Annotated in this window: 13 protein-coding genes and 1 pseudogene; 2 read left to right on the plus strand and 12 right to left on the minus strand. The window is 71.5% G+C overall.

The genetic code is table 11. The features are described from left to right. The 6 genes and pseudogenes from RMN98_RS09795 to trpC form a co-directional block, all read right to left on the minus strand. Window positions 1–1,424: pseudogene (locus tag RMN98_RS09795) on the minus strand (glutamate synthase subunit alpha); the annotation flags it as partial. A gap of 138 nt (window positions 1,425–1,562) precedes the next feature. Further along, a complete protein-coding gene (lgt, locus tag RMN98_RS09800) occupies window positions 1,563–2,540 on the minus strand; it encodes a prolipoprotein diacylglyceryl transferase (RefSeq protein WP_309648629.1) in 978 nt (325 codons plus the stop codon). A gap of 2 nt (window positions 2,541–2,542) precedes the next feature. Then, window positions 2,543–3,175 (minus strand): SCO family protein, encoded by a 633-nt coding sequence (locus tag RMN98_RS09805; protein WP_309648630.1) that lies wholly within the window; start codon window positions 3,173–3,175, stop codon window positions 2,543–2,545. Further along, window positions 3,168–4,007, minus strand: a complete 840-nt coding sequence (trpA, locus tag RMN98_RS09810) for a tryptophan synthase subunit alpha (RefSeq protein ID WP_309648631.1) — start codon at window positions 4,005–4,007, stop codon at window positions 3,168–3,170. The genes RMN98_RS09805 and trpA overlap by 8 nt, the downstream gene beginning before the upstream one ends. Then, on the minus strand, window positions 4,004–5,248 hold the full coding sequence (trpB, locus tag RMN98_RS09815) for a tryptophan synthase subunit beta (RefSeq protein WP_309648632.1): 1,245 nt from the start codon (window positions 5,246–5,248) through the stop codon (window positions 4,004–4,006). The genes trpA and trpB overlap by 4 nt, the downstream gene beginning before the upstream one ends. Then, window positions 5,245–6,027 (minus strand): indole-3-glycerol phosphate synthase TrpC, encoded by a 783-nt coding sequence (gene trpC, locus RMN98_RS09820; protein ID WP_309648633.1) that lies wholly within the window; start codon window positions 6,025–6,027, stop codon window positions 5,245–5,247. Before trpC ends, trpB begins: the two co-directional genes overlap by 4 nt. Window positions 6,028–6,157: 130 nt before the next feature. Between trpC and RMN98_RS09825 the strand changes: the two genes are divergently transcribed. Next, window positions 6,158–6,508 carry a DUF4190 domain-containing protein gene (locus tag RMN98_RS09825; protein ID WP_309648634.1) on the plus strand — a complete coding sequence of 117 codons (351 nt, stop codon included), beginning with the start codon at window positions 6,158–6,160 and terminating at the stop codon, window positions 6,506–6,508. Between the two features lie 13 nt (window positions 6,509–6,521). On the opposite strand, the gene RMN98_RS09830 is transcribed toward RMN98_RS09825, so the two are convergent. From RMN98_RS09830 to RMN98_RS09855, 6 genes are all read right to left on the minus strand, one after another. Next, the gene (locus tag RMN98_RS09830; RefSeq protein WP_309648635.1) at window positions 6,522–6,968 is read right to left on the minus strand and encodes a DUF2752 domain-containing protein; all 447 of its coding nucleotides are present in this window, start codon (window positions 6,966–6,968) and stop codon (window positions 6,522–6,524) included. Window positions 6,969–6,976: 8 nt separating this feature from the next. Continuing rightward, window positions 6,977–7,183, minus strand: a complete 207-nt coding sequence (locus RMN98_RS09835) for an HGxxPAAW family protein (protein ID WP_309648636.1) — start codon at window positions 7,181–7,183, stop codon at window positions 6,977–6,979. A gap of 102 nt (window positions 7,184–7,285) precedes the next feature. Next, window positions 7,286–7,882: a Trp biosynthesis-associated membrane protein gene (locus RMN98_RS09840; protein ID WP_309648637.1), complete on the minus strand. Its 597-nt coding sequence runs from the start codon at window positions 7,880–7,882 to the stop codon at window positions 7,286–7,288. Continuing rightward, window positions 7,879–8,229, minus strand: coding sequence for a phosphoribosyl-AMP cyclohydrolase (gene hisI / locus RMN98_RS09845; protein WP_309648638.1), 351 nt, complete (start codon window positions 8,227–8,229; stop codon window positions 7,879–7,881). The genes RMN98_RS09840 and hisI overlap by 4 nt, the downstream gene beginning before the upstream one ends. A gap of 113 nt (window positions 8,230–8,342) precedes the next feature. Then, window positions 8,343–10,157: an ABC transporter ATP-binding protein gene (locus RMN98_RS09850; protein WP_309648639.1), complete on the minus strand. Its 1,815-nt coding sequence runs from the start codon at window positions 10,155–10,157 to the stop codon at window positions 8,343–8,345. Continuing rightward, complete coding sequence (locus RMN98_RS09855; RefSeq protein ID WP_309648640.1) at window positions 10,154–11,995, minus strand: ABC transporter ATP-binding protein; 1,842 nt, start codon at window positions 11,993–11,995, stop codon at window positions 10,154–10,156. Before RMN98_RS09855 ends, RMN98_RS09850 begins: the two co-directional genes overlap by 4 nt. 129 nt (window positions 11,996–12,124) lie before the next feature. Between RMN98_RS09855 and RMN98_RS09860 the strand changes: the two genes are divergently transcribed. Continuing rightward, window positions 12,125–12,760 carry a TIGR03085 family metal-binding protein gene (locus RMN98_RS09860; RefSeq protein WP_309648641.1) on the plus strand — a complete coding sequence of 212 codons (636 nt, stop codon included), beginning with the start codon at window positions 12,125–12,127 and terminating at the stop codon, window positions 12,758–12,760. The last annotated feature ends 178 nt before the right edge of the window (window positions 12,761–12,938 follow it).

Consider the following 12,938-nt stretch of genomic DNA (forward strand, 5'->3'; position numbering starts at 1 on the left):
AGCAGGACGCGCAGCTCCTCCTCGGTGTAGCCGAAGATCTGCTGGCGACGCGTCACCGAGGCGTGCGTGTGCACGATGTGCTCGCGCTCGGGGATGTCGTCGAGGTGGATCAGACCGGCGTGGAGCCACTCGCCGTAGGGGTGCTCCCCGGCGAGCTGGGCCTTGATCTCCTCGTCCTCGATGATGCGGTGCTCGTCGGTGTCGACGAGGAACATCCGGCCCGGCTGGAGCCGGCCCTTGCGGACGATGGTGGCGGGGTCGAGGTCGAGCACGCCGACCTCGGAGGCCAGGACGACCAGGCCGTCGTCGGTGACCCAGTAGCGCGAGGGGCGCAGGCCGTTGCGGTCGAGCACGGCCCCGATCTGGGAGCCGTCGGTGAAGACGACGCACGCCGGCCCGTCCCAGGGCTCCATCAGCGCGGAGTGGAAGGAGTAGAACTCGCGACGCTTCGCATCCATCTCGGTGTGGTTCTCCCACGCCTCCGGGATCATCATCAGCATCGCGTGCGGCAGGCTGCGCCCGCCCATGTGGAGGAGCTCCAGCACCTCGTCGAACGACGCGGAGTCCGAGGCGCCCTGGGTGACGATCGGGAAGATCCGCTCGAGGTCACCCGGGATGACGTCGCTGGACAGCAGCGCCTCACGCGCCCGCATCCAGTTGCGGTTGCCCATGACGGTGTTGATCTCGCCGTTGTGGGCGATGAACCGGAACGGGTGCGACAGCGGCCAGCTGGGGAACGTGTTGGTCGAGAAGCGCGAGTGGACCACGGCCATCGCCGAGGCGACGCGCTCGTCGACGAGGTCGGGGAAGAAGTTGTCGAGCTGGTCGGTGGTGAGCATGCCCTTGTAGAGCAGGGTGCGCGAGGACAGCGAGGGGAAGTAGACGTCCGCGTCGCGCTCGGCGCGCTTGCGCAGGCAGAAGGCCATGCGTTCCAGCGACATGCCCGTGACGCGCTGGGTCGCACCGGCGAGGAAGACCTGCTTGAACGTGGGCATGACGCCCTGGGCGGTGGCGCCCAGGACGGAGGGGTCGGTCGGGACGTCGCGCCAGCCGAGGACCGCGAGGCCCTCCTCGGTCGCGATCTCCTCGATCTGGCGCCGTGTCTGCTCGACGTGGGCCTCGTCGCCGGGGAGGAACGCCGTGCCGACGGCGTAGGCGTGGGCGGGCGGCAGGTCGAAGTCGACCACCGCGCGCAGGAACGCGTCGGGCACCTGCATCAGGATGCCCGCGCCGTCGCCCGAGTTGGGCTCCGCACCGGCGGCACCGCGGTGCTCGAGGTTGCGCAGTGCGGTCAGTGCCTTCGCCACGATGTCGTGGCTGGCCTCCCCGGTGAGGGTCGCCACGAAAGCCACGCCACAGGCGTCCTTCTCGTGGCGGGGGTCGTAGAGCCCCTGGGGCGGCGGGAACGCGTGCGAGTAGGGCACTGAGTTCTCCCGTCGTCGTCATGTGCAGACATGGCTGCAACGTGTGGGCGCAAGGGACGACATTGGCCCACGCGGCGGAGCCTCCAGATTACCACCCGGTGACGCCGCAGAGCAGTCCCCGGCTGTGCGGTGGACGCCTCAGGTCGAGGCTTCCGAGCCGGTCCCAGCAGTGGGCGCGGCGTCCGTGTCAGCGGTGCCCGTCACGTCGCCCGCCTGGTCGCCCGCCTCGTCGCCCGCCTGGTCGGTGGCGTCCGGCCCGCGACCCGGGCGCCAGACGTCGTCCTCCCGGCCGGGGCGCAGTCGCAGGCTGACGACGAAGAAGATCGCCGCGGCGACGAACAGCACGATCGAGACCCAGACGTTGAAGCGCAGTCCGCCGACGTCGCTGAGCTCGACGGTGTCGATGCGCAGGTCCTCGATCCAGCCGCGACCAGCGGTGTAGGCCATGACGTAGAGCGCGATCACCCGGCCGTGACCGAGCTTGAAGCGCCGGTCGGCCCAGATCACCAGTGCGAAGGCCGCGAGGTTCCACAGGAACTCGTAGAGGTACGTCGGGTGGAAGGTCGTGCCCTCGGGGAAGGTCAGCCCCGACGGGTAGTTGCTGGGATCGATCTCGAGGCCCCACGGCAGGTCGGTGGGCCGACCGTAGAGCTCCTGGTTGAACCAGTTGCCCCAGCGGCCGATCGCCTGCGCGACCAGCACGCCCGGCGCCATCGCGTCGAGCACCGGGAGCAGCTTGATGCCCTTCTGGCGGGCGCCGAGGTAGACCCCGAGCGCTCCCAGGGCGACACCACCCCAGATGCCGAGCCCGCCACGCCAGATGTAGAGGGCCGTGATCGGGTTGTTGCCGTCGCCGAAGTAGAGCCCGTGGTCGGTGGCCACGTGGTAGAGCCGGGCCCCGACCAGGCCGAACGGCACGCCCCAGATCGCCAGGTCCTGGACGTCGCCGGGGCGACCTCCGCGAGCCACCCAGCGGCGCTCACCGATCCAGATGGCGACCACGATGCCGAGGATGATCGACAGGGCGTAGCCGCGCAGCGGGACGGGACCGACGTACCAGACTCCCTGGCTGGGGCTGGGGATCGAGAGGGCGGTGAGCGTCAGGAGGTCGGTCATGTCTAGGGCTCCTCGCCGAGCAGGGTGTGGATGTCGTCGGCGAACTCCGACTGCGACGTGTCCTGGCTCCAGTAGACCGGAGCCTGGTCCTCGCTGTCGATGGCTGTGATCTGGGTGCTGTGGCCGCCCAGGTCGAAGCCGCCGGTGGGCAGCTCCACGCCGTCGTTGACGTAGACCGCCAGCGGCCGCCCCACGTCGATGATGGTCTCGATGTCGCCGGTGAGCCCGATGAAGTCGGGGTTGAAGCGATCGAGGTAGCGGCGCAGGGCCGTCTCGGTGTCGCGTGCGGGATCGGTGGTCACGAAGATGACCTCCACCTGCTCGCGGTCGGCGTCGTCGAGCCGGGTGATCGCCCCCGCGAGCGACGCCATCACGATCTGGCAGATGTCGGGGCAGTTGCTATAGCCGAAGAAGACCAGGCTCAGGCGCTTGTCGGTGTCGGCCGCCAGCGAGAAGTCGTCGCCCGAGGTGTCGGTCAGGGCGATGTCCGGCACCGGGAGGGGGTTGTCGAGGGTCTTGCCCTCGAACGCGCCGTCGGCACTGGCCTCACCGCCGCAGCCGGAGGCCACGAGCGCCGTGAGGAGCGCCGCCGCGAGGCCGGCGCGGCCACGACCCCAGAGCCTCGGCCTAGCCACGTCGACATCCCGCGGCGAGGTCCTCCGTCAGGGCTGCGAGGGCGCGCAGGCCGGCGGCCCGGTCGTCGTGGTCGAGCAGGGCCCGCACGAAGGCGGAGCCGACGATCACGCCGTCGGCGTACGACGCCACCTCGGCGGCCTGGTCGCCGTTGCTGACCCCCAGGCCGACGCAGACCGGCAGGTCGGTCGTGGCCTTGGTGCGCTCGACCAGGGGGCCGGCGAGGTCGCTCGTGGTCGTGCGCGCACCCGTGACACCCATGACGGCGGTGGCGTAGACGAAGCCGCGGCAGGCTGCGGTGGTCATCGCGACACGGCTCTCGGTCGAGGAGGGCGCGACCAGGAAGATCTTGTCGAGCCCGTGCTCGTCGGCCGCGGCGATCCACTCCGGGGCGCTGTCCGGGGTGAGGTCGGGCGTGATCAACCCCGCTCCCCCGGCGCTGGCCAGGTCGGCGGCGAAGCGGGCCACGCTCTGGGCGTGACCGCCGCGCCCGCCGTAGTGCTCGACGGGGTTCCAGTAGGTCATGACGACGGTCGGGGTGCCGGTGGCAGCGACGGCCTCCACGGTGCGCAGGACGTCGGCGGTGCGGACCCCTCCCTCGAGCGCCCGCTGGGCGGCCAGCTGGATGGTCGGGCCGTCCATGACCGGGTCGCTGTAGGGCAGGCCCACCTCTATGACGTCGCACCCTGAGTCGACCTGGCTGCGCAGCGCGTCGCTGCCGCCGGGCACGTCCGGGAACCCGGCCGGCAGGTAGCCGACCAGCGCCGCGCGGCCCTCGGCCCGGGTCTTCTCGAAGGCGGTGCTGGTGGTGAGGGTGGGGGCAGTGCTGCTCACAGGTCGAACCACTCCATGGCCGTCTCCATGTCCTTGTCGCCACGACCGCTGAGGTTGATCAGCACCGTCGCCTCCGGACCCTTCTCGGCGCCGAGCTGCTCGGCGACGCGCAGGGCGCCGGCGATCGCGTGGGCGGACTCGATGGCCGGGATGATCCCCTCGGTGCGGCTGAGCAGGGCCATGGCGTCCATCGCCTCGGCGTCGGTGATCGGCAGGTAGGTGCCACGACCGACCTTGGCCAGGTGGGCGTGCTGCGGGCCCACGCCGGGGTAGTCGAGCCCGGCGGAGATGGAGTGCGACTCGATCGTCTGGCCGTCCTCGTCCTGGAGGACGTAGGTGCGGGCGCCGTGCAGCACCCCGCTGTCGCCCTGGTGGATCGTGGCCGCGTGGCGTCCCGTCTCGACCCCGTCACCGCCGGGCTCGAAGCCGTAGATCGCGACGTCCTCGTCGTCCAGGAACGCCTGGAAGAGCCCGATCGCGTTGGAGCCGCCGCCCACGCAGGCGGCGATGGCGTCGGGCAGCCGGCCGTAGCGCTCGAGGCACTGGGCGCGAGCCTCGTCGCCGATACCGCGGGCGAAGTCACGGACCATGCTGGGGAAGGGGTGGGGGCCGGCCGCCGTGCCGAAGAGGTAGGCCGTGTGGTCGACGCTCGCGACCCAGTCGCGCATGGCCTCGTTGATGGCGTCCTTGAGCGTCGCGCTGCCGCTGTCGACCGGGACCACCTTCGCGCCGAGCAGGTGCATGCGCGCGACGTTGAGGGCCTGGCGCTTGACGTCGACGGCGCCCATGTAGACGGTGCAGTCGAGCCCGAAGTAGGCGGCCGCCGTGGCGCTGGCGACGCCGTGCTGGCCGGCGCCGGTCTCGGCGATGACGCGCTGCTTGTCCATCCGCTTGGTCAGCAGCGCCTGGCCCAGCACGTTGCGGATCTTGTGCGCCCCGGTGTGGTTGAGGTCCTCGCGCTTGAGCAGGACCCGCGCCCCGACCTTGTCGGAGAGCCGGCGCGCTTCGTAGAGCGGGCTCGGCATGCCGCCGTAGTCGCGACAGATGGTCTCGAAGTCGGCGACGAACTCCGGGTCGGCCATGGCGTCCTGCCAGGCCTCGGTGAGCTCGTCGAGAGCGGCGACCAGCGCCTCGGGCATGAAGCGCCCGCCGAAGTCGCCGAACCAGCCGAGCGCGTCGGCGTCGAAGCTCGACGGCGGGATCACGGGTGACTGCTCGCTCGGCGTGCTGATCGTGGTCATGGCTGGACTCCTGTCATGGCGGCGACGGCGTCGCGCGGAGCGCCGTCCTTGACGAGTGCCTCACCGACGAGGACCGCGCGGGCCCCTTCGCCGACGAAGCGGGTGACGTCCGGCGGGCCGGAGATGCCCGACTCAGCGACCTTGACCCGGTCGTCGGGCACCAACGGTGCCAGGCGGGCAAAGGTGTCGTTGTCGACGGCGAGGGTCTTGAGGTTGCGTGCGTTGACGCCGATCAGCTCGGCACCCAGGGCGACGGCGCGCTCGGTCTCGGCCTCGTCGTGCACCTCGACCAGCACGGTCATGCCCAGCTGGCGCGCCTCGTCGTGGAGACGGCGCAGGGTGTCGTCGTCGAGCGAGGCCACGATGAGCAGGACCAGGTCGGCGCCGGCAGCGCGGGCCTCGAGCACCTGGTAGCTCGTGACCATGAAGTCCTTGCGGAGCAGGGGGGTGTCGACGGCCGCCCGCACGGCGCGCAGGTCGTCGAGGCTGCCGCCGAATCGCCGCTGCTCGGTGAGGACGCTGATCGCGGCGGCTCCCCCGGCGGCGTACTCCACGGCGAGGGCGGCGGGGTCGGGGATGTCGGCCAGGTCGCCCTTGCTGGGGCTGCGGCGCTTGACCTCGGCGATGACGCTGGAGCCCGGGGCGCGGAAGTGCGGCATCGGGTCACGGGCCGGGTCGACGTCGGCGAGGGACGCCCGCAGGTCGGCCATCGAGACCGCCGACTCGCGCTCCGCGAGGTCGATCCGCACCCCGTCGACGATGTCGTCGAGCACGGACATGACTACCTCCTGGATCGGTCCCGCGCCGGGAGGCGACGCGGGCGCTGCGCTGCCACGAGTCTGTCACGCGAGGCCTTAGGGTCCTGACAGCGGTCATCTCGCTGGACCGGCCCACGTCGAAGGGAACCCCATGAGCTACGACCAGCCCCCGCCGCCGCCCCAGTACGGCGCCCCGCAGCCCTACGGCTACGGCTCCCAGCCTCCCAAGAACTCGGTGATGGCCATCTCCGCCCTGGTGCTCGGCATCATCGGCGTCATCCCCTGCTTCTGGGGCTGCTTCATCTTCTCCGGCGCCGGCGTGGTGCTCGGCAAGCTGGGGCAGAAGGAGATCCGCGAGTCCCAGGGCGCCAAGAAGGGTGAGGGTCAGGCTAAGTGGGGCTTCATCCTCGGCATCGTCGGCCTCGTCCTGGGCGTCCTCTACTGGATCCTCTTCGCCACCGGCGCGATCGACATCACCTACGAGGGCAACTTCGGCAGCTAGGCAGGCTCCCGCCTCAGGGCGCGAGCCACGACCCGGACAGGTTGCGCAGCACGGTGAAGAGCGCCATCAGCGCGATCACGGTGACCGCGACGCGGGAGACCGTCGTCATCGACACCTGACGCTGGTGGCCCCGCCAGCGGTCGACGGTCCAGAGCGCCAGGCCGGCGACGAGGAACGGCAGCGCGACGATGAAGGCCAGGTTGCTCGAGGCTGCGTCGACGAGGTGCCCGTTGGTCAGGTCGTTGACGGCGCGCAGGCCTCCGCAGCCCGGGCACCAGAACCCCATCGCGGCGCTCGGGCAGAAGCCCCAGCTGCCCTGGGAGTGCGGGTCGCGGACGTGCAGGGCGACGGTGGTGGCGCCGAGGGCGCCGATCGTGACCAGCGGCGCGACGAGGCGCTGCCCCCGCGTCTGCGGGGGCCGCTCTGATGAGCGCGCGGGCGCCGTCGGCTGCTGGGTCACGACATCGGTCAGTGCGTCGTCGTCGACTCGTGGAGGCCCATCTTGGCCATGACGAGGAACAGCACGCCGGAGGCCAGCGTGATCACCACGCCGATCCAGAAGATGACGAAGCTGATCGGGCTGAGCATCAGGCCGACGCCTCCCACCACGAAGCCGACCAGCGCGACGACCACGGCCGTCCAGGCAGCCGGAGTGTTGCCGTGGTTGTCAGACATGCAGGGCTCCTTGCGGTGGGTCGTGCGGCGAGGTGCGCACGGGATCTCGGTACGTCGGGTGGTGCGGGGACCATTCTATTCAGGACTGGTCGGCGCTCGGGGTCAGCGGGTCGGGTCGCGTCCCTCGTCGATGGCTTTCCATAGATCGAGGCTGGACGGCTCCTCGTCCTCGGCCGCGGCCGCTCGGCCCCTCTCCTGGTCACCCGGCGCGTCATAGCGGGTGCCCATCTCGGGCCAGCGCCCCACCTGGCGCACGGCTACGGCGGCCGGCAGCACGGCGAGGACCGACAGCACGAGGGCGAGCCAGTACCACCAGCTGAAGTCGACCACGGGGGTCGCACCGATGTCGCGGAAGTCGTCGCGGTAGGAGTCGAGGATGATCCCGCGGCCCAGCACCACGGACGCCGCGGCCCCGACCGCCGCGACGAGCCCGATCACGGCGACCGCACGTCGTACGACGCCACGGGTGACGAGCAGGACGCCCCAGCAGGCGAGGACGACCAGGCTGAGGGTCAGGCCCAGCGGGACCTGGGAGCCCTCCTGGAGGTCGGAGTAGAGGACGCCGTCGTCGGTCGGGCGGGCAGTCGCCAGGGTCTGGTTGGTCGCGATGGCCGTGAAGCCCGCAGTGACGAGCCCGCCCAGCACGGTCGGGCCGAACGTCGACCTCGCCGGCTGGGGCTGGTCCGTCCGGTCCGTCACGGCGTCGTCACGGCGAGGCTGATGGCGTCGAAGCAGGTGTGGTCGCCGGTGTGGCAGGCGGCGCCCTCCTGGTCGACCTTGACGAGGAGGGTGTCGCCGTCGCAGTCGAGTCGGACGTCCTTGACCCACTGGACGTGGCCGGAGGTGTCGCCCTTGACCCAGTACTCCCGGCGCGAGCGGCTCCAGTAGGTCGCACGACCGGTCGTGAGCGTCCGGTGCAGCGCCTCGTCGTCCATCCAGCCCAGCATCAGCACCTCGAGGGTGTCGTGCTGCTGGACCACGGCCGGCACCAGTCCTTCGGCCGAACGCTTGAGCAGGGCGGCGATGGCCGGGTCGAGTGTCTCCACCGACCCAGTATCGCCGCCCTGCCTCATGCCTGACGAACCGTCACGGCCCCGTGGTCATCGTCGGACGGTGACCTTGCGCACGACGCGCTGGCCGAGGACGCGCGACTGGTGGGTCAGCGCCCCTGCTGGGCGACCCAGGAGGCGTGCAGCCCGGCGTAGACCGAGCCCTCCTCGGCCCTCAGCGCGCTGTGGTGACCACGCTGCACCACGCGGCCCTGGTCGACGACCACGACCTCGTCGGCGCCCTCGGCGGTGGAGAGCCGGTGGGCGATGGTCACCGACGTGCGGCCGCTCATCAACCGCTCGAGCGCGCGGCCGATGCGCATCTCGAGGGCGGGGTCTACGGCGCTGGTGGCCTCGTCGAGGACCAGCAGGTCGGGATCGGCGAGGTGGGCACGCAGCAGCGCGACGAGCTGACGCTCACCGGCCGACAGCGACTCACCACGCTGACCGACCAGGGTCTCGAGACCGTGCGGCAGGCCGGCGACCCAGTCGGAGAGGCCCAGCTCGTCGGCGCTGGCGAGGATCTCGGCCTCGGTGGCGTCGAGCTTGCCGTAGCGGACGTTGGCGGTGATGGTGTCGTCGAAGAGGAAGCCCTCCTGCGGCACCAGCACGACGCTCTTGCGCAGCGACTGCTCGGAGATCTGCCGCACGTCGACGCCGTCGAGCAGGACCGACCCGCTCGATGGATCCATCAGCCGGGTGAGGAGCTTGGCGAAGGTGGACTTGCCCGAGCCGGTCTCCCCCACGATCGCGACGCGGCGACCGGCATCGAGGGCCAGCGTGACGTCGCGCAGGACCGGGGGGCCACCGGGATAGGCGAACTCCACGTCCTCGAACCGTACGTCGATCGGGCCGCGCGGCAACACCTCGCCGTCGAGGCCCGGGTCGACGAGGTCGGCGGGGGTGTCGAGGATGCCGATGACCCGGCGCCAGCCGGCGATGGCGTTCTGTGCGTCGGTGAGGATCTGGGTGCCCAGCTGGACCGGCCCGACGAAGAGCGTCACGAGGAACGCGAAGGCGAGCACCTCACCGGCGGTGATGTCGCCGGCGAAGCCGAGCCAGATGCCGACGATCAGCACCCCGGCGTTGGCCAACCCGGCCGAGACGCCGCCGAGGGAGAACGAGAAGGCGGTGAAGCCCTGGGCGCGGGTGCTGGCGACCTGGTGGGCCGAGATGGCCTCGTCGATGCGCGTCTGGGTGCGGGCCTCGACGGCGTAGGAGCGCACGACCGCGGCACCGACGACGGGCTCGGAGATCGCCGAGAGCAGGAAGCCCACCTGGCGGCGGACGGTGCTGTAGGCGTCGGACAGCTTGCGCTGGAAGAAGCGCAGCGAGAGGAACAGCGGTGCGAAGCAGAGCCAGACCACGAGGGCGAGCTGCCAGCTGTAGAAGAGCATCACGACCGTCGCGATGAGGACCTGGCCGACGCTGACGACGAAGAGCAGCCCCCCGAACACGAGGAACTGGCTGACCTGGTCGACGTCGCTGGTGACGCGGGAGACGAGGGCGCCGCGACGCTCGGTGTTCTGGGTGAGGAGCGGCAGGTCGTGGACGTGGCGGAACGCCTTGATGCGCAGGGTCGCCAGCCCCCGCTCGGAGGTGGTGAAGAGCCGCGTCGTCATCGCGTAGGAGGCATAGCTGGTGATCAGGATGCCGACGGCCGCCGCCACCCCCATCCACACGGTGTAGGACACGTCGGGCCCGTCCGCGCCGTTGAGCCCGCGGTCGAGGGTCTGCTGGACGGCGATCGGCACGATGACCTGGCCGACCGACGCGAGGACGGCCAGCAGGAGGGTGCCGCGGATGCCTTCCTTGAGCTCGGGCGAGTGCCCGATGCCGCGACGGATGGTCTCCATCGCGCCGATGTCCTCACCGGTCTCCATCACCGTCGAGCCGTCCGCCTTGGGCTGCTGGGTGGTCGTCACGTGCGCACCCCGTCTCCCCCGTGTCCGGCGTGGCCGGCGTGCTCGGGGTCCTGCTCGTAGGCGTTGACCAGGTGGGCGTACGACGGGTTGCGCGCGAGCAGCTCGGCGTGGGTGCCGCGGTCGGCGATGCGGCCACCCTCGAGGTGGAGCACCTCGTCGGCCAGCCCGATCGTGGCCTTGCGGTAGGCGACGACGACCAGCGTGGACCCACCGGCGCGGTCACCCTCCCCGGCGGCCAGGCCCGAGCGGAGGCCGGCGAGGATCCGGGCCTCCACCTCGGGGTCGACCGCGGAGGTGGCGTCGTCGAGGATCAGCAGCCGGGGGCGGCGTACGAGGGCGCGGGCCAGCGAGATGCGCTGGCGCTGCCCGCCGGACAACGACGTCCCGCGCTCGCCGAGGCGGGAGTCGAGACCGTCGGGCAGGGCCGCGACGAAGCCGTCGCCCTGGGCGATGCGCAGCGCCTCCCAGACGTCGGCGTCAGTGACGTCGGCCCCGAGCGTGATGTTGCCGCGCACCGTGTCGTCGAAGAGGAACGCCGTCTGCGGGACGAGCGAGACCATGGCGGCCAGCTGGCCGGGGGCGAGGTCGCGCACGTCGGTCCCGTCGACCACGACCTGTCCGGAGTCGGGGTCGACGAGTCGGGTGAGCAGGGTCGTGAGGGTGCTCTTGCCCGACGCGGTCGCCCCCACGAGGGCGACCGTGCGGCCGGGCTCGACGCTGAAGGACAGGTCCTCGAGCAGCGGCTGGTCGGGGACGTAGCGGTAGCCGAGTCCGTCGACGTCCAGCCGGGCCCCGGCGCGGCCCGCGGTCGCCGGGGACTCGCCGAAGACCATCTCGCCGGAGGCGTCGAGGACTGCGCGGACGCGGCGGTAGCCGACGACGCTGCGGGGGAACTCGCCGAGCAGCCAGCCGATCGAGCGGATCGGGAACGAGACGATGGTCAGCAGGTAGGCGACGGTCACGACGTCGCCGGCGTCGGTGGCGCCGCTGAGCACGCGCGAGACGCCGAAGGCGAGGACGAAGAGCACCCCGATGCCCGGCAGCGCGGCGAGCGCCGGGTCGAAGGCGGCACGGATGCGACCGACGCGGATGTTGACGTCGCGCAGCTCCTCGGCCTTGGCGGCGAAGCGCGCGGTCTCCTCCGGCTCGCGGCCGAGGGTCTTGACGACCATCGCACCGTCGAAGGACTCGTGGGCGATCTCGCTGACCTCGGCCCGCAGCTGCTGCGCCCGCGTCATCCAGCCCTGCGCGAGGTTCTGGTAGATGACGTTGACCGCGATGACAGCCGGGAAGACCAGCAGCCCGACCAGTGCGAGCACCAGGTCGGCCAGGAACATCTGGACGACCGCGATCACCATCATCGCGACCGTCCCGACGGCCATCGGGAGCGGCGCGATCGGGCCCCAGGCGGCCTCGACGTCGGAGTTGGCGTTGCTCAGCAGCTCGCCCGTCGGGTGGCGCTGGTGCCACTCCATGGGCAGCGAGAGGTATTGCCGGGTCACGGCGCGGCGGGTGCGGGCCTGCATGCGGTATTGCATGATCCCGGCCCCGAGCCGGCGCGCGACGATGCCGACCGCGCGCAGGATCGCGACGCCGAGGAAGAGCGCGAGGATCGCGACGAGCGACCCCGACCCCACCTCGCCGGTCTCGAAGGCGGGCAGCACGACGTTGTCGGTGGACCAGCCCAGCACCCAGGCGTCGGCCACGGTCAGGGCACCGAAGAGCACGCTCCCCAGCGTCGAGAGCGTGAAGATCCAGGGCTCACGCCTGATGGCCACCCCGAGGACGGCGAAACCGGCTCGGGTCGACCCCCGGCCGTCTGCTCGCTCGTCGTTCATGTCTCCCTGACTCATTCGTTGACGGCGCCAACCGTCGCGCGAGGAAGGCTATTCCCGGGCACCGACAACACCCAATCCCCCACCCGTCCCGTACGCCGTGCCCGACCGCCGGGTCCCTAGGCTGACGGGATGCGCTCCCCCACCCTCGCCCGCCGCGAACGCCACGCACTCTGCGACCTCGCCCTCGTGCTCGGTGAGGACGCGCCGACCCTGTGCGGCGACTGGGACGCCCAGCAGCTCGTCAGCCACCTGCTCGTGCGCGAGCACAGCCCGCTCGGGGCGCTCGGGATCGCGATGGAGACCTTCGCCGGGCTGACCGACCGCGCGATGGCACGCGTGGGGCGGCGGGACTTCGCGGCGCTCGTCGAGCGGCTGCGCGAGCCCGGGCTTACGCCGTACGCGCTGTGGCCCGTGGAGGTGCTGGGCAACACCCTCGAGTACCTCGTCCACCACGAGGACCTGCGTCGCGCTCAACCCGAGTGGCAACCACGCGAGCGCACGCCCGCCGACGACGACGCGATCTGGACCGCGATCCGCATCGGTGGGCGCGCCCTGGTGCGGCCGGCCGGAGTGCCCGTGCGGATCCGGCGCGCCGACACGGGCAGGGAGGTCACGATGCGCGGCGGTGCCGACCCCGTGACGGTCGTGGGCAGCCCCACCGAGGTGACGTTGTTCCTCTTCGGGCGCCGCCAGCTGCACGAACTGACGTTCGAGGGGCCGGCCGAGAAGGTCACCGCGCTGCGCGGCGCCGACCTCGGGCTCTGAGGTCCTCCCTCAGGCGGTGCCGTCAGCCCGTACGCCGAGTCGGCGCGATGTTGCAGCCCGTACGCCGAGTCGGCGCGATGTTGCAGCCCGTACGCCGAGTCGGCGCGATGTTGCAGCCCGTACGCCGAGTCGGCGCGATGTTGCAGCCCGTACGCCGAGTCGGCGCGATGTTGCAGCC

The sequence above is a fragment of the Nocardioides sp. genome (assembly GCF_031397825.1).
In the GTDB taxonomy this organism is placed as follows: Bacteria; Actinomycetota; Actinomycetes; order Propionibacteriales; family Nocardioidaceae; genus Nocardioides.

Excerpts from the sequence above, each read along its gene's own strand:
- lgt (WP_309648629.1), bottom strand. The coding sequence starts at position 2,540 with ATGACCGACCTCCTGACGCTCACCGCCCTCTCGATCCCCAGCCCCAGC.
- trpB (WP_309648632.1), bottom strand. The coding sequence starts at position 5,248 with ATGACCACGATCAGCACGCCGAGCGAGCAGTCACCCGTGATCCCGCCG.
- trpC (WP_309648633.1), bottom strand. The coding sequence starts at position 6,027 with ATGTCCGTGCTCGACGACATCGTCGACGGGGTGCGGATCGACCTCGCG.
- RMN98_RS09825 (WP_309648634.1), top strand. The coding sequence starts at position 6,158 with ATGAGCTACGACCAGCCCCCGCCGCCGCCCCAGTACGGCGCCCCGCAG.
- RMN98_RS09835 (WP_309648636.1), bottom strand. The coding sequence starts at position 7,183 with ATGTCTGACAACCACGGCAACACTCCGGCTGCCTGGACGGCCGTGGTC.
- RMN98_RS09855 (WP_309648640.1), bottom strand. The coding sequence starts at position 11,995 with ATGAACGACGAGCGAGCAGACGGCCGGGGGTCGACCCGAGCCGGTTTC.
- RMN98_RS09860 (WP_309648641.1), top strand. The coding sequence starts at position 12,125 with ATGCGCTCCCCCACCCTCGCCCGCCGCGAACGCCACGCACTCTGCGAC.